This is a genomic window from Halocalculus aciditolerans (assembly GCF_014647475.1).
Lineage (GTDB): Archaea > Halobacteriota > Halobacteria > Halobacteriales > Halobacteriaceae > Halocalculus > Halocalculus aciditolerans.
Genome location: NZ_BMPG01000001.1, coordinates 935,200 through 956,912 on the forward strand (window position 1 = coordinate 935,200; position 21,713 = coordinate 956,912).

24 protein-coding genes, 2 tRNA genes and 1 pseudogene are annotated in these 21,713 nt (G+C 67.8%); 12 read left to right on the top strand and 15 right to left on the bottom strand.

Annotated elements, in window-relative coordinates:
- The first annotated feature begins 66 nt into the window (after nucleotides 1-66).
- The 3 genes from IEY26_RS04780 to IEY26_RS04790 all read left to right on the top strand — a co-directional run bounded on the left by IEY26_RS04780 (nucleotide 67) and on the right by IEY26_RS04790 (nucleotide 2,297).
- Nucleotides 67-585: an HAD family hydrolase gene (locus tag IEY26_RS04780; protein WP_326838275.1), complete on the top strand. Its 519-nt coding sequence runs from the start codon at nucleotides 67-69 to the stop codon at nucleotides 583-585.
- A 60-nt stretch (nucleotides 586-645) separates the two neighbouring features.
- A complete protein-coding gene (gene panB / locus IEY26_RS04785) occupies nucleotides 646-1,458 on the top strand; it encodes a 3-methyl-2-oxobutanoate hydroxymethyltransferase (RefSeq protein ID WP_188976356.1) in 813 nt (270 codons plus the stop codon).
- Nucleotides 1,459-1,802: 344 nt separating this feature from the next.
- Nucleotides 1,803-2,297 carry a GNAT family N-acetyltransferase gene (locus IEY26_RS04790; protein ID WP_188976358.1) on the top strand — a complete coding sequence of 165 codons (495 nt, stop codon included), beginning with the start codon at nucleotides 1,803-1,805 and terminating at the stop codon, nucleotides 2,295-2,297.
- A gap of 16 nt (nucleotides 2,298-2,313) precedes the next feature.
- On the opposite strand, the gene IEY26_RS04795 is transcribed toward IEY26_RS04790, so the two are convergent.
- Both IEY26_RS04795 and IEY26_RS04800 read right to left on the bottom strand, forming a co-directional pair.
- The gene (locus IEY26_RS04795) at nucleotides 2,314-2,532 is read right to left on the bottom strand and encodes a DUF5822 domain-containing protein (protein WP_188976360.1); all 219 of its coding nucleotides are present in this window, start codon (nucleotides 2,530-2,532) and stop codon (nucleotides 2,314-2,316) included.
- A 57-nt stretch (nucleotides 2,533-2,589) separates the two neighbouring features.
- Entirely contained in the window at nucleotides 2,590-3,360 is a 771-nt protein-coding gene (locus IEY26_RS04800) for an alpha/beta fold hydrolase (protein WP_188976362.1), read from the bottom strand.
- 136 nt (nucleotides 3,361-3,496) lie between these two features.
- Between IEY26_RS04800 and IEY26_RS04805 the strand changes: the two genes are divergently transcribed.
- Entirely contained in the window at nucleotides 3,497-3,745 is a 249-nt protein-coding gene (locus tag IEY26_RS04805) for a DUF7127 family protein (RefSeq protein WP_188976364.1), read from the top strand.
- On the top strand, nucleotides 3,742-6,012 hold the full coding sequence (locus IEY26_RS04810) for a CDC48 family AAA ATPase (protein WP_188976366.1): 2,271 nt from the start codon (nucleotides 3,742-3,744) through the stop codon (nucleotides 6,010-6,012). Before IEY26_RS04805 ends, IEY26_RS04810 begins: the two co-directional genes overlap by 4 nt.
- A gap of 321 nt (nucleotides 6,013-6,333) precedes the next feature.
- Here IEY26_RS04810 and IEY26_RS04815 read toward each other — a convergent pair whose 3' ends face one another.
- From IEY26_RS04815 to IEY26_RS04825, 3 genes are read right to left on the bottom strand one after another with little or no spacing between them, the layout of a single operon-like run.
- Nucleotides 6,334-7,167, bottom strand: coding sequence for a hypothetical protein (locus IEY26_RS04815; protein ID WP_188976368.1), 834 nt, complete (start codon nucleotides 7,165-7,167; stop codon nucleotides 6,334-6,336).
- Nucleotides 7,164-8,339, bottom strand: coding sequence for a DNA primase small subunit PriS (gene priS, locus IEY26_RS04820; RefSeq protein ID WP_188976370.1), 1,176 nt, complete (start codon nucleotides 8,337-8,339; stop codon nucleotides 7,164-7,166). Before priS ends, IEY26_RS04815 begins: the two co-directional genes overlap by 4 nt.
- A 44-nt stretch (nucleotides 8,340-8,383) precedes the next feature.
- Nucleotides 8,384-8,863 (bottom strand): GNAT family N-acetyltransferase, encoded by a 480-nt coding sequence (locus IEY26_RS04825; protein ID WP_188976372.1) that lies wholly within the window; start codon nucleotides 8,861-8,863, stop codon nucleotides 8,384-8,386.
- A gap of 87 nt (nucleotides 8,864-8,950) precedes the next feature.
- Here IEY26_RS04825 and IEY26_RS04830 point away from each other — a divergent pair, with 87 nt between their 5' ends.
- The 4 genes and pseudogenes from IEY26_RS04830 to IEY26_RS04840 all read left to right on the top strand — a co-directional run bounded on the left by IEY26_RS04830 (nucleotide 8,951) and on the right by IEY26_RS04840 (nucleotide 13,147).
- Nucleotides 8,951-9,739 (top strand): DUF502 domain-containing protein, encoded by a 789-nt coding sequence (locus tag IEY26_RS04830; protein WP_188976374.1) that lies wholly within the window; start codon nucleotides 8,951-8,953, stop codon nucleotides 9,737-9,739.
- Nucleotides 9,736-10,215 (top strand): archease, encoded by a 480-nt coding sequence (locus tag IEY26_RS04835; RefSeq protein WP_188976377.1) that lies wholly within the window; start codon nucleotides 9,736-9,738, stop codon nucleotides 10,213-10,215. The genes IEY26_RS04830 and IEY26_RS04835 overlap by 4 nt, the downstream gene beginning before the upstream one ends.
- Before the next feature lie 46 nt (nucleotides 10,216-10,261).
- Nucleotides 10,262-10,570: pseudogene (locus IEY26_RS17730) on the top strand (RtcB family protein); the annotation flags it as partial.
- Nucleotides 10,550-13,147, top strand: coding sequence for an RtcB family protein (locus IEY26_RS04840; RefSeq protein ID WP_326838277.1), 2,598 nt, complete (start codon nucleotides 10,550-10,552; stop codon nucleotides 13,145-13,147). The pseudogene IEY26_RS17730 and the gene IEY26_RS04840, both read left to right, overlap by 21 nt.
- A 17-nt stretch (nucleotides 13,148-13,164) precedes the next feature.
- Here IEY26_RS04840 and IEY26_RS04845 read toward each other — a convergent pair whose 3' ends face one another.
- Both IEY26_RS04845 and IEY26_RS04850 read right to left on the bottom strand, forming a co-directional pair.
- Nucleotides 13,165-13,569 carry a hypothetical protein gene (locus IEY26_RS04845; RefSeq protein ID WP_188976381.1) on the bottom strand — a complete coding sequence of 135 codons (405 nt, stop codon included), beginning with the start codon at nucleotides 13,567-13,569 and terminating at the stop codon, nucleotides 13,165-13,167.
- 83 nt (nucleotides 13,570-13,652) lie between these two features.
- On the bottom strand, nucleotides 13,653-14,039 hold the full coding sequence (locus tag IEY26_RS04850) for a hypothetical protein (protein ID WP_188976383.1): 387 nt from the start codon (nucleotides 14,037-14,039) through the stop codon (nucleotides 13,653-13,655).
- 226 nt (nucleotides 14,040-14,265) lie between these two features.
- Here IEY26_RS04850 and IEY26_RS04855 point away from each other — a divergent pair, with 226 nt between their 5' ends.
- Complete coding sequence (locus IEY26_RS04855) at nucleotides 14,266-15,117, top strand: translation initiation factor eIF-2B (protein WP_188976385.1); 852 nt, start codon at nucleotides 14,266-14,268, stop codon at nucleotides 15,115-15,117.
- A gap of 6 nt (nucleotides 15,118-15,123) precedes the next feature.
- On the opposite strand, the gene trmB is transcribed toward IEY26_RS04855, so the two are convergent.
- The 4 genes from trmB to IEY26_RS04875 all read right to left on the bottom strand — a co-directional run bounded on the left by trmB (nucleotide 15,124) and on the right by IEY26_RS04875 (nucleotide 18,252).
- Nucleotides 15,124-16,170, bottom strand: coding sequence for an HTH-type sugar sensing transcriptional regulator TrmB (trmB, locus tag IEY26_RS04860; RefSeq protein ID WP_188976387.1), 1,047 nt, complete (start codon nucleotides 16,168-16,170; stop codon nucleotides 15,124-15,126).
- 63 nt (nucleotides 16,171-16,233) lie between these two features.
- Nucleotides 16,234-17,361: a DUF63 family protein gene (locus IEY26_RS04865; RefSeq protein ID WP_188976389.1), complete on the bottom strand. Its 1,128-nt coding sequence runs from the start codon at nucleotides 17,359-17,361 to the stop codon at nucleotides 16,234-16,236.
- Nucleotides 17,362-17,386: 25 nt separating this feature from the next.
- Nucleotides 17,387-17,851: an Lrp/AsnC family transcriptional regulator gene (locus IEY26_RS04870; protein WP_188976391.1), complete on the bottom strand. Its 465-nt coding sequence runs from the start codon at nucleotides 17,849-17,851 to the stop codon at nucleotides 17,387-17,389.
- 318 nt (nucleotides 17,852-18,169) lie between these two features.
- Nucleotides 18,170-18,252: transfer RNA gene (locus IEY26_RS04875), tRNA-Leu, on the bottom strand.
- Nucleotides 18,253-18,346: 94 nt separating this feature from the next.
- Between IEY26_RS04875 and IEY26_RS04880 the strand changes: the two genes are divergently transcribed.
- Nucleotides 18,347-19,186 (top strand): M14 family metallopeptidase, encoded by an 840-nt coding sequence (locus tag IEY26_RS04880; protein ID WP_188976393.1) that lies wholly within the window; start codon nucleotides 18,347-18,349, stop codon nucleotides 19,184-19,186.
- Here IEY26_RS04880 and IEY26_RS04885 read toward each other — a convergent pair.
- Nucleotides 19,126-19,572 carry a UPF0179 family protein gene (locus IEY26_RS04885; protein ID WP_188976395.1) on the bottom strand — a complete coding sequence of 149 codons (447 nt, stop codon included), beginning with the start codon at nucleotides 19,570-19,572 and terminating at the stop codon, nucleotides 19,126-19,128. The two genes, IEY26_RS04880 and IEY26_RS04885, sit on opposite strands and share 61 nt — an antisense overlap.
- A 124-nt stretch (nucleotides 19,573-19,696) precedes the next feature.
- Nucleotides 19,697-20,092, bottom strand: a complete 396-nt coding sequence (locus tag IEY26_RS04890) for a DUF5820 family protein (RefSeq protein WP_188976397.1) — start codon at nucleotides 20,090-20,092, stop codon at nucleotides 19,697-19,699.
- Nucleotides 20,093-20,431: 339 nt separating this feature from the next.
- Between IEY26_RS04890 and IEY26_RS04895 the strand changes: the two genes are divergently transcribed.
- Nucleotides 20,432-20,695 carry a hypothetical protein gene (locus IEY26_RS04895; RefSeq protein ID WP_188976399.1) on the top strand — a complete coding sequence of 88 codons (264 nt, stop codon included), beginning with the start codon at nucleotides 20,432-20,434 and terminating at the stop codon, nucleotides 20,693-20,695.
- Nucleotides 20,696-20,723: 28 nt separating this feature from the next.
- On the opposite strand, the gene IEY26_RS04900 is transcribed toward IEY26_RS04895, so the two are convergent.
- Nucleotides 20,724-20,798, bottom strand: a tRNA-Glu gene (locus tag IEY26_RS04900).
- Between the two features lie 62 nt (nucleotides 20,799-20,860).
- Entirely contained in the window at nucleotides 20,861-21,619 is a 759-nt protein-coding gene (locus tag IEY26_RS17640; RefSeq protein WP_188976401.1) for an NUMOD3 domain-containing DNA-binding protein, read from the bottom strand.
- Between the last annotated feature and the right edge of the window lie 94 nt (nucleotides 21,620-21,713).

Sequence of the window (21,713 nt, forward strand, 5' to 3'; positions counted from 1 at the left end):
GTATAGGCCTCACGGTTCGTCCCACGGAGCGGAAACCGTTTTCCGATGCGGCGCGTACGCCGGCGTGTGAGTGAGTACGACGCCGTGGTCTACGACCTCGACGGGACGCTCGTCGACCTCCCGGTGGACTGGTCGCGGGTCCGCACGGACGTCGAGGCCGTGCTCCGGGACGCGGGCGCAGACCCGGAGGGCCTCGTCACGTGGGAGCTGTACGACTGCGCGGAGGCGGTCGGCGTCGCGACGGAAGTGGAGGAGATTATCGCGAGCGCGGAGCGGACGAGCGCGGCGGACGCGGCGGCGCTCCCGCTACTCGCCGACGTCCGGGAGTCGGCGACGCCGGCGGCGGTCTGCTCGCTGAACTGCGAGGCGGCGTGCCGCATCGCGCTCGACCGGCACGACGCCGGCGAGCGGTTCGCCGCGGTCGTCGGGCGCGACACGGTGCCGGCGCGGAAGCCGGACCCGGCGGCGCTCCACCGCGCCATCGAGGCGCTGGACGTACCGCCGGAGCGCGTGCTCTTCGTCGGCGACGCGGACCGGGACGCGGAGACGGCGCGGCGCGCGGGCACCGGCTTCGAGTACGTGTAGTCGCCCCCGCGGATAGCCGGGTCGCCTACGTTTTTCACGGGTCGCGCGAGAAAGGAGAGTATGACCAGCGTGCAGACGGTTCGCTCGATGAAGGGCGAGGAGGCGATTACGATGCTGACGGCATACGACGCGCCGACGGCGGCGCTCGTCGACGAGGCGGGCATCGACGTGGTTCTCGTCGGCGACAGCATGGGGAACGCGGTGATGGGGTACGAGACGACGGTTCCGGTGACGATGGAGGACGTCCTCTCTCGGACGGCCGCGGTGGCGCGGGCGACGGACGACGCGCTCGTCGTCGCCGACATGCCCTTCCTCTCCTACGGGCCGGACGAGGCGACGGGCGTCGAGAACGCCGGCCGGCTCCTGAAGGAGGCGGACGCGGACGCGGTGAAACTGGAGTGCGGCGAACACACCGTCGACCTCACCGAGCGACTCACGCAGCTCGGTATTCCCGTTCAGGCCCACCTCGGATTGACGCCGCAGCACGTGAATCAGCTCGGCGGCTACTTCCGGCAGGGGACGACGCGGGAGGCCGCACAGGCGATTATCGACCTCGCGGAGGCGCACGCGGACGCGGGCGCGTTCAGCCTCGTCCTCGAGCACGTCCCGGCGAACGTCGCCGCGCAAGTGACGGAGGCCATCGACATCCCGACCATCGGCATCGGGGCCGGCCCGGACTGCGACGGCCAGGTCCTCGTCATCACCGACGTGCTCGGGCTCTCCGACCGCCTCCCGCCCTTCGCGGAGGCGTTCGGCGACGTCAAATCCGAGATGGAGTCCGCGCTCTCCGGGTACAAGAACGCCGTCGAGAACGGGGAGTTCCCGGACGAAGCGCACGCGCACAGCGACGACGACCTCGACGGCCTCTACTGACTCACGCCTACTCCGACGCCCCGTCCTCCCCGACGCTCGTCCCCCCTCCGACGGCCACAGCCCTCCGACGCCCCGTCCTCCCTCTCGTCGGCGGCGGCGACGCGAACCGGTTCCATCTCTTTCCTAGAACACTACCGCACTCTAACGGGGTATCCGGAGTCGACCGTCACACCTCTAGCTCTCTTGCATCCTCTAGCGAAAACACGTATTTACGCACTGGATCGAGAACTAGTCGCCCGGACATGACTGTAGATAGCCTACCAAAATCGAATTCTGGTGAACAATCGTCCACTACTTGTTCGAGCGGGTCGTTCGCGTCGACGCGCGCGCCGCCGCCGCACACGGTGACGGACGAAGCGGGACGGGACCTCCGCGTTCGGTCGTTCCGGGGGCTGTGTCGGGTGGACGAGGCGGAGCTCGCGGCGATGTACGCGGCGTTCGACCCGACGATGCGCGCACAGGGGCTTCCCCCGATGGACCGCGAACGCATCCACGCGTGGCTCGACCAGATCGCGCCGGGCCTCCACGCGGTCATCGAGCACGACGGCGGCGTCGTCGGGCACGCCGTGCTCGTGCCGACGGAGAGCGCAGCGGCGGAACTCGCGATATTCGTCCACCAGGACTACCAGGGCGCTGGCGTCGGCACGCACCTCCTCAGAACGCTCCTCGACGCCGGAGCGGCCGACGGCATCCCCGCCGTCGTCCTCCACGTCGAGCGGACGAACCCGCGCGCCATCGCGCTCTACAAGTCCTGCGGGTTCAGCGTCGCCGACGACCGGATGGAGCGGATGGAACTCCGAATGCGGCGGTCGCTCGTCCCGGGAGAACCAGACGAATAAACACGGTCGAGCCGAGTCAGACCGACGTTGGTTCGCGGACCCAGCGCGCGTAGCCGTAGACGCAGAGGGCGGTGGCGAGCCAGACGGCCGCGCAGACGCGGATGGCGAAGTTCACCCACGCCTCCCAGCCGGGGAGCGTGAAGAACAGGGAGAGGGCGGCTACGAGGGGCGCGCCCACGACGATGGTGAGCGAGAACGTGGTCTGCATCACCCACTGGAAGTCGACGTCGCTCATGTCTCGTTCTTCGCGGCGACGGCGGTAAGTCCGGCGATGCGCGTCGGCTTCGCGCGGTCAGTCGAGAGCGGCGAGGAAGGCGTCGACCTCGCGGTTGAAGGCGTCGGGGGTTTCGAGGAAGGCGAGGTGGGCGGCGTCCGGGAGCGTCGTCCACTCGCCGCGGTCGACGTGGTCGGCGAGGTACTCGCTGAAGCGCGGCGGGGTGAGGGTGTCGTGGTCGCCGGTGAGCGCGAGGAGCGGCACGTCGAGGCCGGGGAGGCGGTCGCGGGCGTCGAAGTTGTGGCAGGCGAGGAAGTCGCGTTCGACGGTGGCGCGGCCGGCGTCGCGCATCGCGGCGCGGGAGGCGTCGGTGAGGCGGGGGTCGGGGTCGTGGAAGAGCCGGTCGGGTTCGTGGAGGAAGTCGACGGCGCGGTCGAAGTCGTGCGCGAGCCACTCTCTAAGCGGTTGGCCGACGGCGAGCCTCGCGCCGGAGCCGACGAGAACCGCTCCCTCCGGGTCGAGGCGGCCGTCGAGACACCCTGAGAGCACGACCGCGCCGCCGAGAGAGTTCCCGATGAGTACGTCGGCGTCGACGGCGTCGGCGACGGCGGCGACGTCGTCGACGTAGGCGTCGATGGCGTCCTCGGGCGGGACGTCGACGTCCGCGGAGTCGCCGTGGCCGGAGAGGTCGAGGGCGGCGACGGTTCGGCCGGCGGCGAGTCGGCCGAGCTGCGCGCGCCAGATCTGGTGAGTGCCGCCGCTTCCGTGGACACAAAGGATTCGCCGCCCGTCACCACGCGTCGACGTTCGGTACGCCGTCGTCCGCCCGTCGTGTGTGACCGTCTCCATACCGGGTGTGGGGCCGGCGACCCGATAAGCCCACGGGGTGTGAACCGCAATTCTACCGATGCGTGGAAAACACCCCACGTACCCCCCGAAACTAGAGTAAGGTTTAAATACTTAGTCCGATTACTTTGGGTTAGCTATGAACGAGTCTCACTCCGAAGCCGTCCGCGAGGACGGCGGCATCGTTCGGCGGTACGACTACACTGATGCGAGCGTCGTGGCCGCCGACCTCGGTGTCGAGGACGGCAGCGTCGACGTCGCCGACGGGACCGCCATCGTCGTCGCGACCCGCGGCGACACCGAACGCCAGTACGAGTTCGACCTCCCCGAGGGCGAGGCGGAAGCGTTTATCAATAACGGCGTCGTCACCGTCGAGGTGAAACGATGAAGCTGACGGTCAAGCCCCTCAAGCAGAAGGACGCGGGACGCGGACTCGCGGCCATCGACCGCGGGGCGATGCGCGAGCTCGACCTCGAGAACGGCGACTACATCGTCATCGACGGGACCGGACAGGGTCGCGCCGTCGCGCGCGTCTGGCCGGGCTACCCCGAAGACGAAGGCGAGGGCGTCATCCGCATCGACGGCCGCCTCCGCCAGGAAGCCGACGTCGGCATCGACGACCGCGTCACCGTCGAGAAAGCGGACATCAAGCCCGCGACCAGCGTCACGGTCGCGCTCCCGCAGAACCTCCGCATCCGCGGGAACATCTCGCCGTACATCCGCGACAAGCTCTCCGGCCGCCCCGTCACTTCCGGACAGACCGTCCCCGTGAGCCTCGGGTTCGGCGGTCTCGGGAACATGAGCGGCCAGCAGGTCCCGCTCAAAATCGCTGAAACGGACCCCGACGGCACGGTCGTCGTGACGGATTCGACGGAGATCAACATCTCCGAGCGGCCCGCCGAGGAGATTCAGAGCGGCGGGGACGCCGGTAGCCGCGACAGCACGCCGAACGTCGCCTACGAGGACATCGGCGGTCTCGACCGCGAGCTCGAACAGGTGCGGGAGATGATCGAGTTGCCGATGCGTCACCCCGAGCTCTTCCAACAGCTCGGCATCGAGCCGCCGAAGGGCGTGCTCCTCCACGGCCCGCCCGGCACGGGGAAGACGCTCATCGCGAAAGCGGTGGCGAACGAAATCGACGCGCACTTCGAGACTATCTCCGGCCCCGAGATCATGTCGAAGTACTACGGGGAGTCCGAAGAGCAGCTGCGCGAGGTCTTCGAGAACGCCGAAGAGGAGTCGCCGGCGATCATCTTCATCGACGAGATCGACTCCATCGCGCCGAAGCGCGAGGAGACGAGCGGCGACGTCGAACGCCGCGTCGTCGCCCAGCTCCTCAGCCTCATGGACGGCCTCGAAGAGCGCGGCGACGTGACGGTCATCGCGGCGACGAACCGCGTCGACGCCATCGACCCCGCGCTCCGCCGCGGCGGCCGGTTCGACCGCGAGATCGAAATCGGCGTCCCCGACCAGGACGGCCGGAAGGAGATTCTCCAAGTCCACACGCGCGGCATGCCGCTCTCCGAGGGCGTCGACGTCGACTACCTCGCCGAGAACACGCACGGGTTCGTCGGCGCGGACATCGAATCCCTCGCGAAGGAGGGCGCGATGAACGCGCTCCGCCGCATCCGCCCGCAGATCGACCTCGAATCCGACGAGATCGACGCGGAAATCCTCGAGTCCATCCACGTCACCGAATCGGACTTCAAGGAGGCGCTGAAGGGCATCGAGCCGAGCGCGATGCGCGAGGTCTTCGTCGAAGTCCCCGACGTCACGTGGAATCAGGTCGGCGGCCTCGAAGACACCAAAGAGCGGCTGCGCGAGACCATCCAGTGGCCGCTCGACTACCCCGAGGTCTTCGAATCCATGGACCTCGAGTCCGCGAAGGGCGTCCTCATGTACGGCCCGCCGGGGACCGGGAAGACCCTGCTCGCCAAGGCCGTGGCGAACGAGGCGAACTCGAACTTCATCTCCATCAAGGGCCCCGAACTCCTCAACAAATATGTGGGAGAGTCCGAGAAGGGGGTCCGTGAAGTCTTCGAGAAGGCTCGGTCGAACGCACCCACCGTGGTGTTCTTCGACGAGATCGACTCCATCGCCGGGCAGCGCGGCCGCAACCAGAGCGACTCCGGCGTCGGCGAACGCGTCGTCAGCCAGCTCCTCACCGAACTCGACGGCATCGAGGACTTAGAGGATGTCGTCGTCATCGCGACGACGAACCGCCCGGACCTCATCGATTCGGCACTCCTCCGCCCCGGCCGCCTCGACCGCCACGTCCACGTTCCGGTCCCCGACCGCGACGCCCGCGAAGCCATCCTCGAGGTCCACACGCGGAACAAACCGCTCGCCGACGACGTCGACCTCGCCGACGTCGCGCGGCGCACTGACGGCTTCGTCGGCGCGGACCTCGAAGCCCTCGCCCGCGAAGCCACGATGAACGCCACCCGCGAGTTCATCAACTCCGTCGATCCCGAGGAGGCCATCGAATCCGTCGGGAACGTCCGCGTCACCGCCGACCACTTCGAGCAAGCGCTCGACGAAGTCACCCCGAGCGTCGACGAAGACGTCCGCGAACAGTACGACGAAATCGAACAGCGCTTCGAAAAAGCCGAATCCCCCGAAGAACAGGAAGTCGCCGGCCGCGGGTTCCAGTAGGACCCTTTTAGGCGAGCGGGTCGCAACGCGACCCGCTCGATAAACATTTCCACCAAAAGCCCTGCGCGACCCCTTCGGGACCGCTTGGGCCTCACCGCGAAGCGGCGAGCGAATCCCCGACCTCCCGGGCTCTCACGAGCCGCTCGGTCGACGAACGCTGGTAGCGTCTCCCTCCCGTTCTACGAACGTTTACGAGTCATTAGGCGGCGACCCCGTGTCGTGACCTGAGAATCGCCGCGGAGCGTCTACGGTTGTGCGGCACCCGTTCCGCGAAGTAACAGTCGCCGCCTGTACGCCAGAGACCGCGAGAACGAGCGAACGCTACTGTTCCGGCGTAAGTTCTTCGGCGGCGTCGCGTTCGAGGAGGGGGTCGGCGTTCTCCTTGGGGAGGGTGACGACGTCGTCCGCTTCGAGCGTGTAGGTGCGCTCGTCGAGGCCGAAGATCTCGCCGACGTCCTGCGTGACGCGCACGGTCTTCCGGGAGAGCGCGGGTTCGTCCGCAGCCGCCTCGGGCTCGTCGACGTCGCCGGCGTCGCGCGGCGGCTCCTCGGGCGGCGGCGTCGGGTCCGCTCGGTCCTCGTCGCCCATCGCCGCCGCGGCGCTCGACGCCGCCGGCTCCGGGTCGGTCGGCGCGGACGGCGCGACCGTCTCCCCGTCGTCAGTCGACGCCGGTTCCGGTTCCGCCGTCCTCGACGCACTCTCGCGCTCCAGATCGAGCGACCGCTCAGGCGACTCTGACGTCGCCGCGGCGTCGCGGTCGGTGGTCGCCTCGCCCGCGATGACGTCGAGGACGTGGCGTTTGTTCTCCTCGATGCGAGCGACGAGGTCGTCGTAGAGCGCCGTCTCCTCGGTCGTGAGACCGTCGGCGTTCGCGCGCATCCCGGCGGCGGCGAGACTCGCCTGCTTCACGATCTTCCCCATCCGCCGCTCGTAGATGGCTTCCGCGACCTGCTCGGCCGTCTCGATCTCGTCCGTGAGCTGCTGGACTTCCTCGGAACGGAAGGGGTCGTCGGCTTCCGCGGCCGCCTCGTCTCGCTCGTCTTCGAGGTCGCGGAGGTAGTCCGCGACCTCCTCGTAGAACGATTCGCGGAGCTCTTGGAGGCCGTCGGTCGCGCGCTCGCGCGTCTGCGCCGCGCGGAGGTCTTCGAGATTCATTCTTTCGCCTTCTCCGCCCACCCGCGAGCCATCAAGTAGATGCCCGCGTACTCGGGTATCGACACCACACCCGGTTCGACTGTAAGCGTTTCCCCACGCAGTTCGACGGTTCGGTTCGCCGTGACTTCGACGGTGATGTCGTGTCCGACGAAAGTATCGGGGACGGCGTCGACGAGCGGGTCGAACGCCTCGAGCTCCGACTCGTCGAGCCGCAGCACGCGCAGCCCGCTCCCGCCGTGCAGCGTTCCGGGGAACCGGATGAGCCGGTTCGTGTCCGTCGTCACCGGCTCGTCGATGGGCGCGTTGTACTCGTCGACGGCCTCGCCGAGGAGCTGCCGGACGAGCTTGATGTACGCCCCGCCGAGTTCGATGTTCCCCTGCCGGATCTCCTCGCGGCGGTCCTCCACGACGTTCAGAATCGCGTTCGCGCGTCCCTCGCCGACGCCGTCGAACGTCTGGAGGCGGAGGCGCGCCTCGTCGTCGTCCATCTCGCGGAGGTCGTCGACGTAGTCGTTGACGTAGTCGTTCACGCGCCGCCCCCACCCGCCGTCGGTGGGGAGCGTCTTCTTCTCGACGGGGTTCTTCAGGCGGCGGCCGCCGACCATCTGCTTCTCCGAGAGAGCGTCGAGTTCGATGCCGTTTCCGCGGACGTAGTCGACGATTTCGCGGCGTTCCTGCCGGTCGAGCTTTCGGACGCGCTCGTCGCGGACGTGCGCGTGGTAGCCGCGGCCGCCGGAGAAGACGCACTGGACGTCCGTGAAGCCGAAGTCGCGTTCGAGGAAGTCGAGGAGCTTCAGGAGGGCCTGCTTCCCGGCTTCGAGCATCTCCGCGTAGGAGTCCTCGCCCGGCGTGATCTGCGGGAGGTGGTCGGCGTCGATGTCGAACACGACGTCCGCGCCCCGCCACCCCTTCTCCCCCATCGTTCGCGCGCCGGGGTCGTCGTAGTAGCCGCCGGAGAAGTAGACGTGCCGCGGGCGTTCGCGCTGGAGGAACTCCTGTACGTTACCGATGTCGAGGACGGACTTGTGCCGGACCATCGTCGTGTCCGGCCCGCTCGTCCACGGGATGTACCCCCACTCGCGCGCCTCCGCGCCCGGCGGCAGTTCGACGTCGACCCGCCGGTAGTAGTCGCGGAAGCGGCCCCTGAGGTACGCTCGCGTTCGCTCCTCCATACGACCCACTGCTTGCTGGCCGCCGAGTATAGGCGTGTCGTTCGCTACCGGCGGAAGAACTGACTGATGCGCTCGGAGAGCTTCTCCGCGTCGCCGAGACGGAGGTAGTACGCGCTCCCGCCGTCCTCGTAGTAGTTGTCGATGCGGCGCTCGATACGGAAGCCGAGATGACGGTAGAACTCGAGTGCGTTCTCGTTCGTCGTGCGGGCGTGACACGAGACGCTTCGCGCGTCCTCGGCGACGTCGCCGACGAGCTTCGAACCGTACCCCTCGCCCCGGTGGTCGGGGTCGACGGCGAGGAAGAGAATGTAGCCGTCACGGCGCGCGGCGGCGAACCCGACGAGGTCGTCGTTCCCGGAGACGTAAACGTAGACCGTCGCACGCCTGTAGGCGTCGGAGAAAAAGCCGTACTCCTGCTTGAGCAGCCCGTCCTCAGCCCGGATGCGCTCTTTGAGGTCCCAGGCGGCGTCGAGGTACTCGTCGCTTCCGCGGGGAACGGTTCGCTGTTCGACCGTGACACTCACTACTCTCACTGTAGTTCGCGCGTGGATATAATTCCACCGTCGTCGCCCACAACGCCTTAGCGCCTCCGCGCCGTGTCTCCGGTACGAATGCCGATTGATCGTTCTCGCCCCGGCGAGCGCATGCAGGAAGCGGGCGAGTCTATCGCCGACCGCATCCGAGAGTCCGCGCTCACGGGTATCGCTATCATCGTTCCGTTGCTCATCACGCTCTACGTTTTCGTCACGGGCGTCAACCTCCTCTCGAACGTTCTCGACCCTATCGCCGACCTCCTCATTCAGGCGTCCATCACGCCGACGACGTCCCGTATCATCGTCGAAATCGCGGCGGTGACGTCGCTCGCGGTGTTGACGCTCGGCCTCGGGTTCGTCGCGACGTTCAAGACCGGCGAGCAGATTATCGGGTACTTCGATAAGGTCATCGAACGAATTCCGGGGCTCGGGAGCGTCTACACGAGCTTCCGGCAGATGAGCGACGTGATGGTGGAGTCGGACGCGAACAACTTCCAGGAAGTGAAGCTCGTCGAGTACCCCCACGAGGGGACGTACACGCTCGGGTTCGAGACGACGAAGACGCCGGAGCCGATTCGGGAGGCCGCCCGCGACGACTCGCTACGGACGCTCTTCCTCCCGCTCGCACCAAACCCCGTCATGGGCGGGTTCCTCTCCCACATCCCCGAAGACCGCATCATGGACGTCGATATGTCCGTCGAGGAGGGGATGCGCGCCGTCATCACCACGGGCGTCGCCGTCGCCGAAACGGATTCGAGCGCCGGCCTCTCCCGCGAGGAACTCACCCGCCTCTCCGGCGCGGACGTCACGGACGCGATGGCGGCGACGAACACGAACGACACGGACGAAGACGAGCCGCTCCCGTGACCCGCGGCCGATTCGACCTCCGAGAACACACCGCGGACGTCGCCGTCGAAGCGCGCGGCGAGACGCCCGGCGCGGTGTTCGCCGCCGTGGCAGAGGGGATGGCGGCCGCGATGTGCGACCTCGATAGCGTCCCCGACACCGGCGACCGCTTCGACGTCACCGCGAGCGCGCCGAACCCCGAACGCCTCCTCTACGACTACCTCGACACCCTCATCTACGAACGCGACGTCTGCAGCGTCCTCCCCGTCGACAACCACGCGACGGTCTCCGTCGACGACGAGAGCGACGGGACGGACGAGAACACGTGGACGCTCTCCGGGTCCGCGCGCGGCGTCCCCCTCGCCGACGTCGCCGCCCGCGACCTCAAAGCCGTCACCTACAGCGAGATGGTCGTCGAAGAACGCGACCCTGACACCGACCCGTCTGTCGAATCGGGTCGGACCGTGTGGTACGCCTACGTCGTCTTCGACGTCTAGCGGCCGAGTCAAAACCTACTCCTACGTCCCGGACTTCCCTTCGGGTATGACTACGTTCGACGCTGGCGACGTCACGCTCCGCGAGATCGCCGACTACGTCTGGGAGGTCGAGCAGACGGGCGAGATGGGGACGCCCGCGCGCGTTCTCGCGAGCGAACCCCTCCTCGAACAGATATCGGGCGACGACACCATCGAGCAGATATCGAACGTCACCCACCTCCCCGGCGTCGCCGAACACGCGCTCTGCATGCCGGACGGCCACCAGGGCTACGGTTTTCCCGTCGGCGGCGTCGCCGCCACATCGGTCGAAGACGGCTGCATCAGTCCCGGTGGCGTGGGGTTCGACATTTCGTGTCTGTCCGGCGATTCGGAAGTCCTTCTCGAGTTCGGTCGGTCGCGGCAGATCCGCGCGATGGATTCGGCGCTCGAGACGGATCGCGCGGTCGTCCAGACGGACGACGCGGAGACGCCGTCCGACGTCCGACTCTTCACTGAGACGTCCAACCGGACGGTCCACGAGGTGACAACGGAATCCGGCGATACTGTCGAAGCAACCCTCGACCATCCGTTCGCGACGCCGGAGGGGATGGTCGAACTCGGCGATCTCGACGTCGGTGACGACGTCTTCCAGCGGCAGTTCGTCGGCCTTCCAGACGAAGAGCCGGCGGAGTTCACCGTCCTCGACGCGTCAGATTTCTCCGACGAAGACCCCCAGCTCGCCCGCGCCCTCGAGGAACGCGACCTCTTGCCGCTGAAGTCGACTGACGAAGCGTTCGCCAGACTCCTAAAGCTCGTTGGCTTCCACACCGGCGACGGGAGTTTCGGCGGCGACCAGACGTGGTTCTACGCGAATCCCGCGGACCTCGAGTCGATTCGAGACGATATCGAAGCGCTCGGGTTCACGCCGTCCCGAATCTACGAGCGGGAACGCGACCACGACGTCGGAGGGAACGAGTTCACGACGACAGAGTACAGCGTGCGGTCGACGTCGAACGCGTTCAAGCAACTTCTCGTTCGTCTTGGTGTCCCAACTGGGAAGAAAGTCCAGTCGGGGTTCACCACTCCTGATTACCTCGACCGGCTTGCAGACTGGCAGGTCGCGCTCTACCTCTCGGCGTTCTTCGGTGCCGAGATGAGCGCCCCGGCGCAGATGCGGGGGAAGACGCTGTACGCGCCGTCGGTCTCCCACAACCGGAGCGTCGAACGAGCGGAGGCGGGCGAAGCGTTCCTCCGCGGCCTGATGCGACACCTGAACCGGCTCGGCGTGAAGACGAACGTGCTCGAGGAAGTCGAACGCGGGGAGAACGCGGACGGTGAGACCGTGCGATTCCGGTTCGGCGTCTCGAACGGGAACGAGAACCTCGTCCGGTTCTTCTCGACCATCGGCTACCGGTACAACCGAGAGAAACAGCGGAAGGCAGCGGTCGCGACCGCCTACCTGAAGCGGAAGGAACGACACGTCGCGGAGCGCGCACGCATCGCTGAGGAAGCGAAAGCGATGGCGGACGGCGGCGCAACCCTCTCCGACGTGAAGGGTGCGTTCGAGATCAACGACCGGTTCATCGAGCGGAGTGTCTACGGGGGGCGAAGCGGCCGCCCGCGGCCGGCGACGTCCTTCCCGGACTACGAGGAGTTCGCAGAGACGGTCGAAACACGTGGACTCGCGGTGGCGACCCCCATCGCGTCGATCACGGAGCTCGGAGAGAAATCCGTCTACGACATCGGTGTCCGCCACGACGAACACAACTTCGTGGCGAACGGCTTTGTCGTCTCGAACTGCGGCGTCCGGATGGTCCGCACGAACCTCACGTACAGCGACCTCGAGGGACGCGAGGAAGAGCTGGTGAACGCGCTCTTCGACGCCGTGCCCTCGGGATTGGGCGGCGGCGGCGTCGTCGAGGCCGGTGAGGCGGACATCGAGGACGTGCTCTCCCGCGGGATGGACTGGGCGCTCGACGAGGGTTACGCCGTCTCGGACGACCTCGAACACTGCGAGGACAACGGCGTGCGGCCGGACGCGAACCCCGGGTTCGTCTCGCAGAAAGCGAAAGACCGCGGGGTCAATCAGCTCGGGAGTCTCGGGAGCGGGAATCACTTCCTCGAAGTCCAGCGCGTCACGGACGTCTATCGCGACGACGTCGCGGCCGCCTACGGCCTCGAACGCGACCAGCTCGTCGTCCTCATCCACTGCGGGAGCCGCGGGCTCGGCCACCAGGTCTGTTCCGATTATCTCCGCCGCATCGAGGACGCCCACCCGGACTTCCTCGCGCAGTTACCGGACAAGAACCTCGCCGCCGCCCCGTCCGGGAGCGTGCTCGCCGAGGAGTACTACGGCGCGATGTGCGCCGCCGTGAACTTCGCGTGGGTGAACCGCCAGCTCATCACCCACCAGGTCCGCGAGACGTTCGCGGACGTCTTCGAGACGCCCTGGGAGGACCTCGGCATGGACCTCCTCTACGACGTCTCGCACAACATCGCGAAGAAGGAGACCCACGACGTCGACGGCGAGGAGGAAGAGCTCTACGTCCACCGGAAGGGCGCGACGCGCGCGTTCCCCGCCGGCCACCCCGAAGTTCCGGAGGCCTACCGCGACGTCGGCCAGCCCGTCATCATTCCCGGAAGCATGGGCGCGGGGAGCTACGTGCTCCGCGGCGGCGAGCACTCGATGGACCTCACGTTCGGCTCGACGGCGCACGGCGCGGGCCGCACGATGAGCCGCACGCAGGCGAAACGCGAGTTCGACCCCGACGACGTCCAGGGCGGTCTGAAGGACCAGGAACACATCTACGTCAAAGCCCAGTCGGGCGAAACCATCGCCGAGGAAGCCCCCGGCGTCTACAAGGACGTCGACGAAGTCGTCCGCGTCTCCGACGAACTCGGCATCGGCGACCGCGTCGCCCGCACCTTCCCCGTCTGCAACATCAAGGGCTGACCCCTATCGGCTGAACCCTACCGACTGAAGCCGCCCGGACCGCCCGGCCCCTGCGGCCCGCGCGGCCCGCTGGGGACGCGTCCTTCCGCGAGTTCGACGTACTCGCTCTCCGGTCTCGCGTCGCGCTCCTCGCCCGCCTCGTAGCGGACGAAGTTGAGGTAGAACGCCTCGCCACACCCATCGGCCTGTCTCTCTGTACTTCCCGTGGCTCGCGTCTCCGCGTGCTCCCAGCGACAGCCGTCGCTCTCCCCGCAGACGAGGCGGACGCCGTCGACGCCGTCGCCCTCGTACTCCTCGTCGGGCGCGGCGTACGTCCACCCCTCCAGCGGGTAGGGCGTAACGGATTTGTCGGCGAGGTAGGCGTCGCGGTCGAGGACGGCGACGGTGCCACAGCGCGGGCAGTAGTAGCGGACGTCGACCATACGACGTGAACGGCGAGAAGACGGTTAGCTCTCGTGGTCGGCTCTCGGTACTCGATACGCGATGCGTCGAACGGTTCGCCCCCCTAGGCCATCGGGGCTTCGAGCTCGTCCCCGCGCGGTTCGTCGCCGAGGTGTCGGCGGACGAAGCCGGCGAGCGCGACGGCACCGGCCGCGACGGCGGCACCGGCGTACTTCGCGGCGTCGACCGCGTAGACGCCGGCGACGACGAGGCCAGTGATGGCTGCCCGCCCCGCCTTCTTGTAGAGGGGCGTGGGGCCGCCGTGGCCGGGGAGAGAGTTCACGTCGGGTTCGACGCGCTCGGCTCGACCGGACAGACCGGCGGTCAGGCGAGTGAAGAACCCGCCGTCGCCGAGGGTCGCGTGCATCGACGCCTCCTCTGCAGCGAACAGCCCCGTGACGGCCGCCAGCACGCGGAGCGTCGTCGCGAGGTGAAGTCGTGCGCGTTGCATCGTAACTTCCCGTACCCGACGGATGGGAAATAAGTTGTCGGCCGTTGGGGCCGTTACCCTTAACTAAGACGCCGCTATCCGGGGTAAGCGGCCGGTTGATAAGTTCACCCTGTGGTACGAACACCCACCCGCGACCACGCTCGCGCTGCGCGACGGCTCACCGGCTGCCGCGTCGGTGTGTCGCGGGTGAGAAAGACCTTTGCTCGCCTCGCGTCACGGTCCGGGTATGATCGACGAGACTGTCGCGGAGATTCAGGGGATGCGGACGCACTCGTCGTCCGTGGTCGCCGTGAAGGCCGCTCGCTCGCTCGCGGACCTCCTCGACGAGGAGTATCCGACGGCGGAGGAGTACCTGCGCGCGCTCGAACGGAACTCGGGGGCGCTCCGGCGCGCGAACCCCTCGCACGCGTCGCTCGTGACGACGCAGCGCGACATCGTCGCCGCCGTCGAGGACGCCGACCCCGCGACCGTCGCGGAGGCGAAGGACGCGACACGGGAGGCCATCGACGCGGTCGTCGAGCAGGTGGAGAACGCGAAGCACGCCGCCGCCGCGAACGTCGCCGACCGCCTCGACGACGGCACGACCCTCCTCACGCACGACTACTCCTCGACGGTGCTGGAAGCCATCGAACTCGCCGCGGAGGCGGGGAACGAACTGGACGTCTACATCACGGAAGCCCGCCCGCGACAGATCGGGCGGAAGACCGCGCGCGCGCTCGGCGGCATGGACCGCGTCGAACCGACGCTCGTCGTCGACGCCGCCGCGGGCTACGTCCTCGACGACTCCGACCTCGTCCTCACCGGCATGGACTGCATCGTCGACGACACGCTCTACAACCGCGTCGGAACCTACCCTATCGCCGCGACCGCCGCCGACGCCGACGTCCCGCTCGTCGTCACCGGCTCCTCCGCGAAAATCGTGAACGCCGGGTTCCGCTTCGAGAACGACTTCCGCCCGGAGAGCGAGGTCATCCGCGAACCACCGGAGGGCTTCGCGGTCGCCAACCCCTCCTACGACGCGACGCCGACTCGCCTCGTCGACGCCGTCGTCACCGACGAAGGCGACGCCGAGCTATAGCTCGGTTCAGTTTTCGCGCAGTTCGATTTCGTGGGCTTCGACGTCCTCGTAGGCGGCGACGCGGCCGCCGACGGAGACGCGCTCGCCGCCGTCCTCGACGTAGAGGGTGGCGACTTCCTCGCTCTCGTCGAAGTCGACGTCGACGACGGGGCCGGCGACGACGCGGGCGTCACCCGTTTCGACGTCGCGGCCTTCGACGGTCGCGTGGACGTCGCCGTCGATGGCCTGGAGGTCCTTCACGCAACGGCGGAGAGAGGCGTACCGGCGGGGGAGCGCGGTCGCCGCGGACTCGGCGAGCAGGTCGAAGTCGGCGGTCGTCCAGATGACCGTGTTGAAGAAGCCGGAGACGAGGAAGCCGAGGGCGCTACGGTGGAAGATGACGCCGTAGCGGTCGGGGTCTTCGCGGACGGCGTCCTGCGTCGCGTAGATGGAGTAGTCGCCGTCGGCGACGGCGAGCACGGGCGTGGTGATGCCGCGGCGGCCGCGGACGACGGAGGCGACGGCGTCGTAGTCGTACTCGTCGGGGTCGGGCGCTTCGACGGCAGGCGTGAGCACGAGCGTGACGTGAACGCCGCGCTCGCGCGCCGCTTCGAGCTCATCGCTGAAACGGTCGAGGAGCGACGGCGTCAGCGACGCGACGAGCTCGTACTCGGCGGCCTCGATGACGTCGCCGAAGTACCGGTGGATGGTCGACCGGCTCTTCACGAGGCTCACCGCCTCCGTGTCGCGCGCCGGCGCGGTGTAGAGCTGTTCGAGGTCGTCTACCATCGACGTCACGTTCGACTGGAGGTTCTCGAACGCGACCGCGGGCTCGACCGCGATGGCCTTCATCGGCCGGGACTCCCGAATCTCGACGAGGCCGCGCTCGCCGAGGCTCCGAACGGTGTCGTAGACGCGCGGCTGCGGGATGTCCGTCTCTGCCGCGATGTCGCTCGCCGTGAGTTCCCCGTGCTGGAGCACCGCGAGGTAGGCCTCGATCTCGTACTCCCCGAGGTCGAACGCTTCGCCGACCCGTTCGAGGGTGTTCCGGAGATCGGACTCGGATTCGCTCATAGCGGTTGACTCGCGGGCGGAGAAATAAAAGCTTCCACCGACGCTCGACCGGAGAGCCCGGATTCAGACGCCGAACGTCGCGCGGAGCATATCGCGCGTCCCCGGGCCGAGGCCGACCGCGGCGACGGCGACGATGAGTAACACGGTGTATCGCGGGTTCTCCTCGTACATCTCGTCGTTGAACAGCCAGACGACGAGGAGGGCGGCGACGAGCTTCACGCCGAGGAACGGCCACGCGTCGCCGATGCGCTGTGTCACCCACGCCGGCTGGAAGCGGCCGGTGACGTCGACGACGAACTGGTTCACGGGGTGTTTCGGGTAGAGATCAGAGGGCAGGCCGAGCTCCTGCGCCCAGTCGAGCGCGATGACGTTCGCGACGCCGTCGACCGCGTGCGCGAACACGACGAACGCGCCCGCGTACCCCGTCCCCGCGTTCACTTCCGGCCAGAACCGCTCCGTCACCCACCACAGCCCGCCCGTACAGAGCGCGGAGAACGCGACCGTCAACACGGTGAACACCGGGTGAAGCGACACCTGCGCGGTCGTCGCCGCGAGGTAGACGAGGTAGGCGATGCAGAGCGCGAACAGCCCGCCGCCGGCTGCGACGAGGGGGTACTCGTAGCGGTCGACGACCCCGCGGCGCGCGAGCGACACCGCCGCGACGAGCGCGACGACCGTCACCGCGAACACCGTGAAGTAGATGACGGGGCTGATGAAGAGGGCGTTCAGCGGGTACTCGATGCTCGCCGCGCCCGTCCCCGCGAGCGCGTTGTCCGCGTCCTCGACGACGCGGAGCGCCCCCCCGAAGAAGAGGAACGGCGAGAGCGCCCACAGCAGCCCGAAGTCGTCGCCGATGTCGAGGCGGTCGACGAGGAAGACGACGCCCGACAGCAGGCCGACGAGCGTGACCGCGTAGCCCACCTCGGACACGAGCGTGTAGCCGGGGTGCGCCACCGGCCCCGCGTACTGCGAGCACGCGTTCCACGTCGCGCCGAGCTGCTGTGCGCCGTTCGCCCACGCCACGCACTGCGCGCCGTGCGCGTCCGCGTACACCGGCCCCCAGAAGTACTGCCAGACGAACCGTGCGTAGACGAGGTCCGGCAGGAGGAGCGATCCGAGCACGAGCACCGCCGCCGCCCCGCCGACGAGCGCCGTCCACAGCCGCTCGCGTTCGGTCTCCGGGAACGTCATGCGCGAAGGGTGGGACAGACCGCCCTTACTGGTTCCGGTCTGGAACCGGGAGTTCGTGCGTCTCGTACTCGGTGCCGAGGACGACCATCGTCTGCGTCCGCGAGAAGCCGTCGAGCTGGGAGACCTCCTCGAACATCAACTGCCGGAGATCCTCCGTGTTCGCCGCGAACACCCGCATCACGATATCCCACTCGCCCGTCGTCAGGTTGATCTCCTGCACGCCGTCGACGGCCTTCAGGTGCTCCAGCGTCTCGTCCTCGCGACCCTGCTCGACGCGCAGCCCGACGATCGCCGAAATCTCGTACCCGATTGCTTTCGGGTCGACGTCCGCGTGATACCCCCGGATGATCCCCTCCTCCTCCATCCGATTCACGCGGTCGTGGACCGTCGCGCTCGACATCTCGATGCGCCGCGCGATCTCCGAGAACGGCGTCCGCGCGTCCTCCTGTAACGCCCGCAGAATCTCCCGGTCCGTATCGTCGATCTCCATACTCCCCCTCGGTGTTTCGGCCGCTTTACCCTTCTCCCTCGTGCAATCACCGCACTCTCGCGCGACGAACCAGCGGCTCCGTGTTCGACGCGGCGAGTGAGTTGAGTGAAGCGCTCGGGAGAGCTACTTCCTGACGCCGATTCGACCGGCGACGTCGACACTGCCGCCGCATCCCACTCTGCGAGTGAGAGGATTCGAACGACGGTCGCTTGCGCTCCCAACTCGACGCTCGCTACCGCTCGCGTCGACCACGGTCGGAGCAGAGCTCCTCCCTGATGCGAACCCTTCCGTCTCAGTTCGTCGCTTCGCGACAGAACATGCGGGGGAAGGGATTCGAACCCTTGAACTCCTACGAGAGCGGGACTTGAATCCGCCGCCGTTGACCGCTTGGCTACCCCCGCGCGCAGCGTAAATTCGCCTCGGTCGCTTTAAAACGCTGCGTTCCGCTCCGAGAAGCGAACGGGCTTTGACGGTCCGTCCCGTGGAGTGGAGTAGATGCGAGTGACGCAGTTGGGCGACGGTGACCCGGAGCTCGCCATAGTCGGGGGCATCCACGGTGACGAGCCGTGCGGCGTTCGAGCGGTCGAGCGCTTGGCGGCCGAGGACCCCGACGTCGAGCGACCGGTGAAACTCGTCGTCGCGAACGAACGCGCGCTGGAACGCGGCGTCCGGTACACGGACGCCGACTTGAACCGAGCGTTCACGGACGACACGCCCGAGGACGCCTACGAGCGGGGGTTGGCGAAGGAGCTCGCCGCGGAGCTCGCGGGGCTCACGGCGTTCTCGATTCACTCGACGCAGAGCCACGCCGACCCGTTCGCGGTCTCCGACGGCCAAGCGCCGCACGTCCGCGACATCGTGCCGAAGCTCTCCGTCGTCGCGCTCGTCGACACCGCCGGGTTCGAGGCGGGGCGGCTCTTCGCCACCGCGGCGGACATCGTCGAAGTCGAAGCCGGCCTCCAGGGCTCCGAGACCGCTGCGGCGAACGCCTACACGCTGGCCCGCGAGTTCCTCACCGCGACCGGCGCGCTCCCCGGGAACGCCGTCGCGCGGGAACTCCCGGTCTTCGCGATGGGTGACCCGATTCCGAAACCGCCCGCCGACGAGTACGAAGTGTTCGCGGAGAACTTCCAGAAAGTCGAAGCCAGCGAGGTGTTCGCCGCCGCCGACGGGAAATCCATCCGCGCGGACGAGGCGTTCTGGCCCGTCCTCCTCTCCCCGTACGGCTACGAGAACCAGTTCGGCTACAAGGGCTGGCCGAAGACGGACCTCGGTCAGTCCCCCGTCGAGGGCGCGAACTCCACGAGCGTCAACTCCCGGTCGAGCTCGCAGTAGTCGTGCGGCGGCTCCCCGAGTATCTCGTCGATTCGATACGTCTCTCCTTGTTCTGCGCCTAGCGGTTCGCAGTACTCGTGGCTCGGACAGGTGACGTGCGGGCAGGAGCCCGCGAGCTTCCCGGCGCTCCCCGCGTACGCGCCCTTCGACGGGACGTTCGCCGGAATCGACGCCGGTTCGACCTCGACGGCGCGCACGCCGTCGTCGTGCACGCCGCAGTCGAGCGTCTGCCCGCCGTCCCGGACGTCCGTCACCTCGTACCGCACGCCCTCCTCCAGGTTCAGACACTGCTTCCGGTACGGACACCCCTCGCAGGCGGACGCCTCCCCCCGATAGACGAACTCGCCGCCCTCCTCCGCGAGTCGCGTCCCGAGCAACGTAATCATACGCCGAAATTCGGGGGACGAGGGGAAAAACGTCGTGGTGCCCGCGACACGCCGAGCGCCAACCGGGGTGGTGTCCGCGACACGCCGACGCGTCTGGCGAGCCCCGGCAGCGCTGGGCCGAGCGTCAGTCGGTGAGGTCGTCGAGCGCGTCGAAGTAGTCCTCCCGCGGGACTTGGTAGGCGCTCCGGTAGTCGACGTCGCCGGCGGCGAACGCCGACGCGAGCGCGATGGCGGCGTCGACGGCGGCGTCGCGGGAGTCGAAGTCGGCTTCGACCTCGCGCACGCGGACCTCGGGTTCGAGCGTGAGCGAGACGAACCACCGGTCGCTCTCCGCGCCCGGCCCGCGCATCCGCCGCTCCGGCGGGCGCTGACTCACGTAGACCGTCGGCAGGCACGCCGCGGGGTAAGCGTCACCGTCGAAGACGTCCGGCCGGAAGACGAGCACCGCCCGCCCGTCGTCCGCGTCGCTCCACACCACCCAGGACTCCGGGAGCGCGTCCCACGCGTCGCCGTCGCTCATCGCCCGACCGTTCGCCGCCCGCGCGGATAAACGCACAGTTCCGTCCGCGCTAACCACCGCACCGACTCCGGGCCTCGCCGTGCGTCCCTCGTCGACCTCCGCGAGTCGCTCCGTGGGCGCGGCTCCGACCACCTTCGCCACGCGCCCCGAGCATGCTCTCACCCCGAGAGCACTCACGCCCCGCGGAGGCTCACCCCCGACGAACAGACGAAATACGGTGTCTCCCTCGGCGACAACCCCGCGCCGTCGTCGACCCCGACACGCACGCGCTCCCGACCCACCGACGACACAGCCCTCCCGCCCCACACCCTTATAGTGACTTGATTCAAACAGGAACGCATGCTGCCACGACGTGTCACCGACCCCCTCCACGCCGCCGCCCAGCGCAGCAGCCGCTTCCTCGACGACCACTGGCTGGTCCGCTGGTTCGTCATTCCCGTCCTCTTCATGGGCCTCCTCGTCCTCCCCGGCTTCGCCCCCGGCGACAGCCTTCAACTCACCGCCGCCTACCTCGCCCTCGCCGCCCTCTCACTCCTCCTCGCCCTCGCCGTCGAACGCACCGCTATCTACGTCTACGCCCGAGCTACCGGTAGAACGACGTAACCACTACGACTCGGAGAACGATCGAGAATGCTCGGTAGGGGATTTGAACCCCTGTCGCAGGCTCGAAAGGCCCGCATGATTGGCCGGACTACACCAACCGAGCCAACTGCATTCGTATCGAATCGCCGCCGGCTAATAAACCCTATCAATCGGCTACGCCGTGTCTTAGTCTGACACAGAGATATCGATGTGGCCGTGTTCGACGCCGAGGTGGCACGTTCGGCAGAGTAACACGAGATTCGACAGGTCGTGTGCGTCGCCCAAGTCTCTCTCCCGGTCGTTGCGGAACGTTCGAACAGGCACAATGTGGTGCACTTCTAACCGCGTGTCGCTTCCGTCGTGCCCGCACAGTCGACAGACGGCGTCTCTGTCCCTTACGCGTTCTCTGGCGACACTCCATCCGGGTCCGTATCGTCGGCTGTAGCCACCTTTCCAGTTCGGATTCGATTCTCCGCTCGTCGACGCACTCATCCGCTCTCGGGTCCGCTCTGATTTTTCACGTCCACGTAGCCGTTCTGAGATTCGCTCTCTGACAGACGGAGGAATACGCTTTCCCTCGTGTGCTCGGGACATCTTCTTCCGGGTCTCCTCACTGACTTCCCGCCCCTGCATCGACTCCGATATTTTCGCTTTCACGTCGTCGTCGCGTTCGACGCCGTAGAGCCCGTGGTTCTCGCCGTCGACGTCGCGGGTTTCGATGCCGTGTTTCTGCATCCACTTCCGAATCGTGCGGGGTGAGACGCCGCAGGCGTCGGCGAGCGCTCGCTGGGTGCGGCCGGCGTCGTGGTACTGGGTGGTGAGCCAGTCGGCGTCGCGATAGGTGGCGTCGGGGTCAACGTCGCGGTCAGTGTCGACATCGGCGTCGGTATCGACGCCTGAGTCAGCGTCGAGGTCGGTGTCTGGGTCGGAGTCGGCGTCGGACATCGCCGGGCGGGAGTACGACGAGACGGAAGATGGGTCTCTGTGTGTCGGCGTTTGTGTCCGGAGAATTCGGGTTGGAGCGCGTGGTTCGGGGGAA

Excerpts from the sequence above, each read along its gene's own strand:
- IEY26_RS04795 (WP_188976360.1), bottom strand. The coding sequence starts at position 2,532 with ATGAGCGACGTCGACTTCCAGTGGGTGATGCAGACCACGTTCTCGCTC.
- IEY26_RS04865 (WP_188976389.1), bottom strand. The coding sequence starts at position 17,361 with ATGACGTTCCCGGAGACCGAACGCGAGCGGCTGTGGACGGCGCTCGTC.
- IEY26_RS04810 (WP_188976366.1), top strand. The coding sequence starts at position 3,742 with ATGAAGCTGACGGTCAAGCCCCTCAAGCAGAAGGACGCGGGACGCGGA.
- IEY26_RS17640 (WP_188976401.1), bottom strand. The coding sequence starts at position 21,619 with ATGTCCGACGCCGACTCCGACCCAGACACCGACCTCGACGCTGACTCA.
- IEY26_RS04850 (WP_188976383.1), bottom strand. The coding sequence starts at position 14,039 with ATGCAACGCGCACGACTTCACCTCGCGACGACGCTCCGCGTGCTGGCG.
- trmB (WP_188976387.1), bottom strand. The coding sequence starts at position 16,170 with ATGAGCGAATCCGAGTCCGATCTCCGGAACACCCTCGAACGGGTCGGC.
- IEY26_RS04895 (WP_188976399.1), top strand. The coding sequence starts at position 20,432 with ATGCTGCCACGACGTGTCACCGACCCCCTCCACGCCGCCGCCCAGCGC.
- IEY26_RS04890 (WP_188976397.1), bottom strand. The coding sequence starts at position 20,092 with ATGAGCGACGGCGACGCGTGGGACGCGCTCCCGGAGTCCTGGGTGGTG.
- IEY26_RS04815 (WP_188976368.1), bottom strand. The coding sequence starts at position 7,167 with ATGAATCTCGAAGACCTCCGCGCGGCGCAGACGCGCGAGCGCGCGACC.
- priS (WP_188976370.1), bottom strand. The coding sequence starts at position 8,339 with ATGGAGGAGCGAACGCGAGCGTACCTCAGGGGCCGCTTCCGCGACTAC.
- IEY26_RS04845 (WP_188976381.1), bottom strand. The coding sequence starts at position 13,569 with ATGGTCGACGTCCGCTACTACTGCCCGCGCTGTGGCACCGTCGCCGTC.
- panB (WP_188976356.1), top strand. The coding sequence starts at position 646 with ATGACCAGCGTGCAGACGGTTCGCTCGATGAAGGGCGAGGAGGCGATT.
- IEY26_RS04800 (WP_188976362.1), bottom strand. The coding sequence starts at position 3,360 with ATGGAGACGGTCACACACGACGGGCGGACGACGGCGTACCGAACGTCG.
- IEY26_RS04870 (WP_188976391.1), bottom strand. The coding sequence starts at position 17,851 with ATGGAGATCGACGATACGGACCGGGAGATTCTGCGGGCGTTACAGGAG.
- IEY26_RS04805 (WP_188976364.1), top strand. The coding sequence starts at position 3,497 with ATGAACGAGTCTCACTCCGAAGCCGTCCGCGAGGACGGCGGCATCGTT.
- IEY26_RS04885 (WP_188976395.1), bottom strand. The coding sequence starts at position 19,572 with ATGATTACGTTGCTCGGGACGCGACTCGCGGAGGAGGGCGGCGAGTTC.
- IEY26_RS04855 (WP_188976385.1), top strand. The coding sequence starts at position 14,266 with ATGATCGACGAGACTGTCGCGGAGATTCAGGGGATGCGGACGCACTCG.
- IEY26_RS04880 (WP_188976393.1), top strand. The coding sequence starts at position 18,347 with ATGCGAGTGACGCAGTTGGGCGACGGTGACCCGGAGCTCGCCATAGTC.
- IEY26_RS04830 (WP_188976374.1), top strand. The coding sequence starts at position 8,951 with ATGCCGATTGATCGTTCTCGCCCCGGCGAGCGCATGCAGGAAGCGGGC.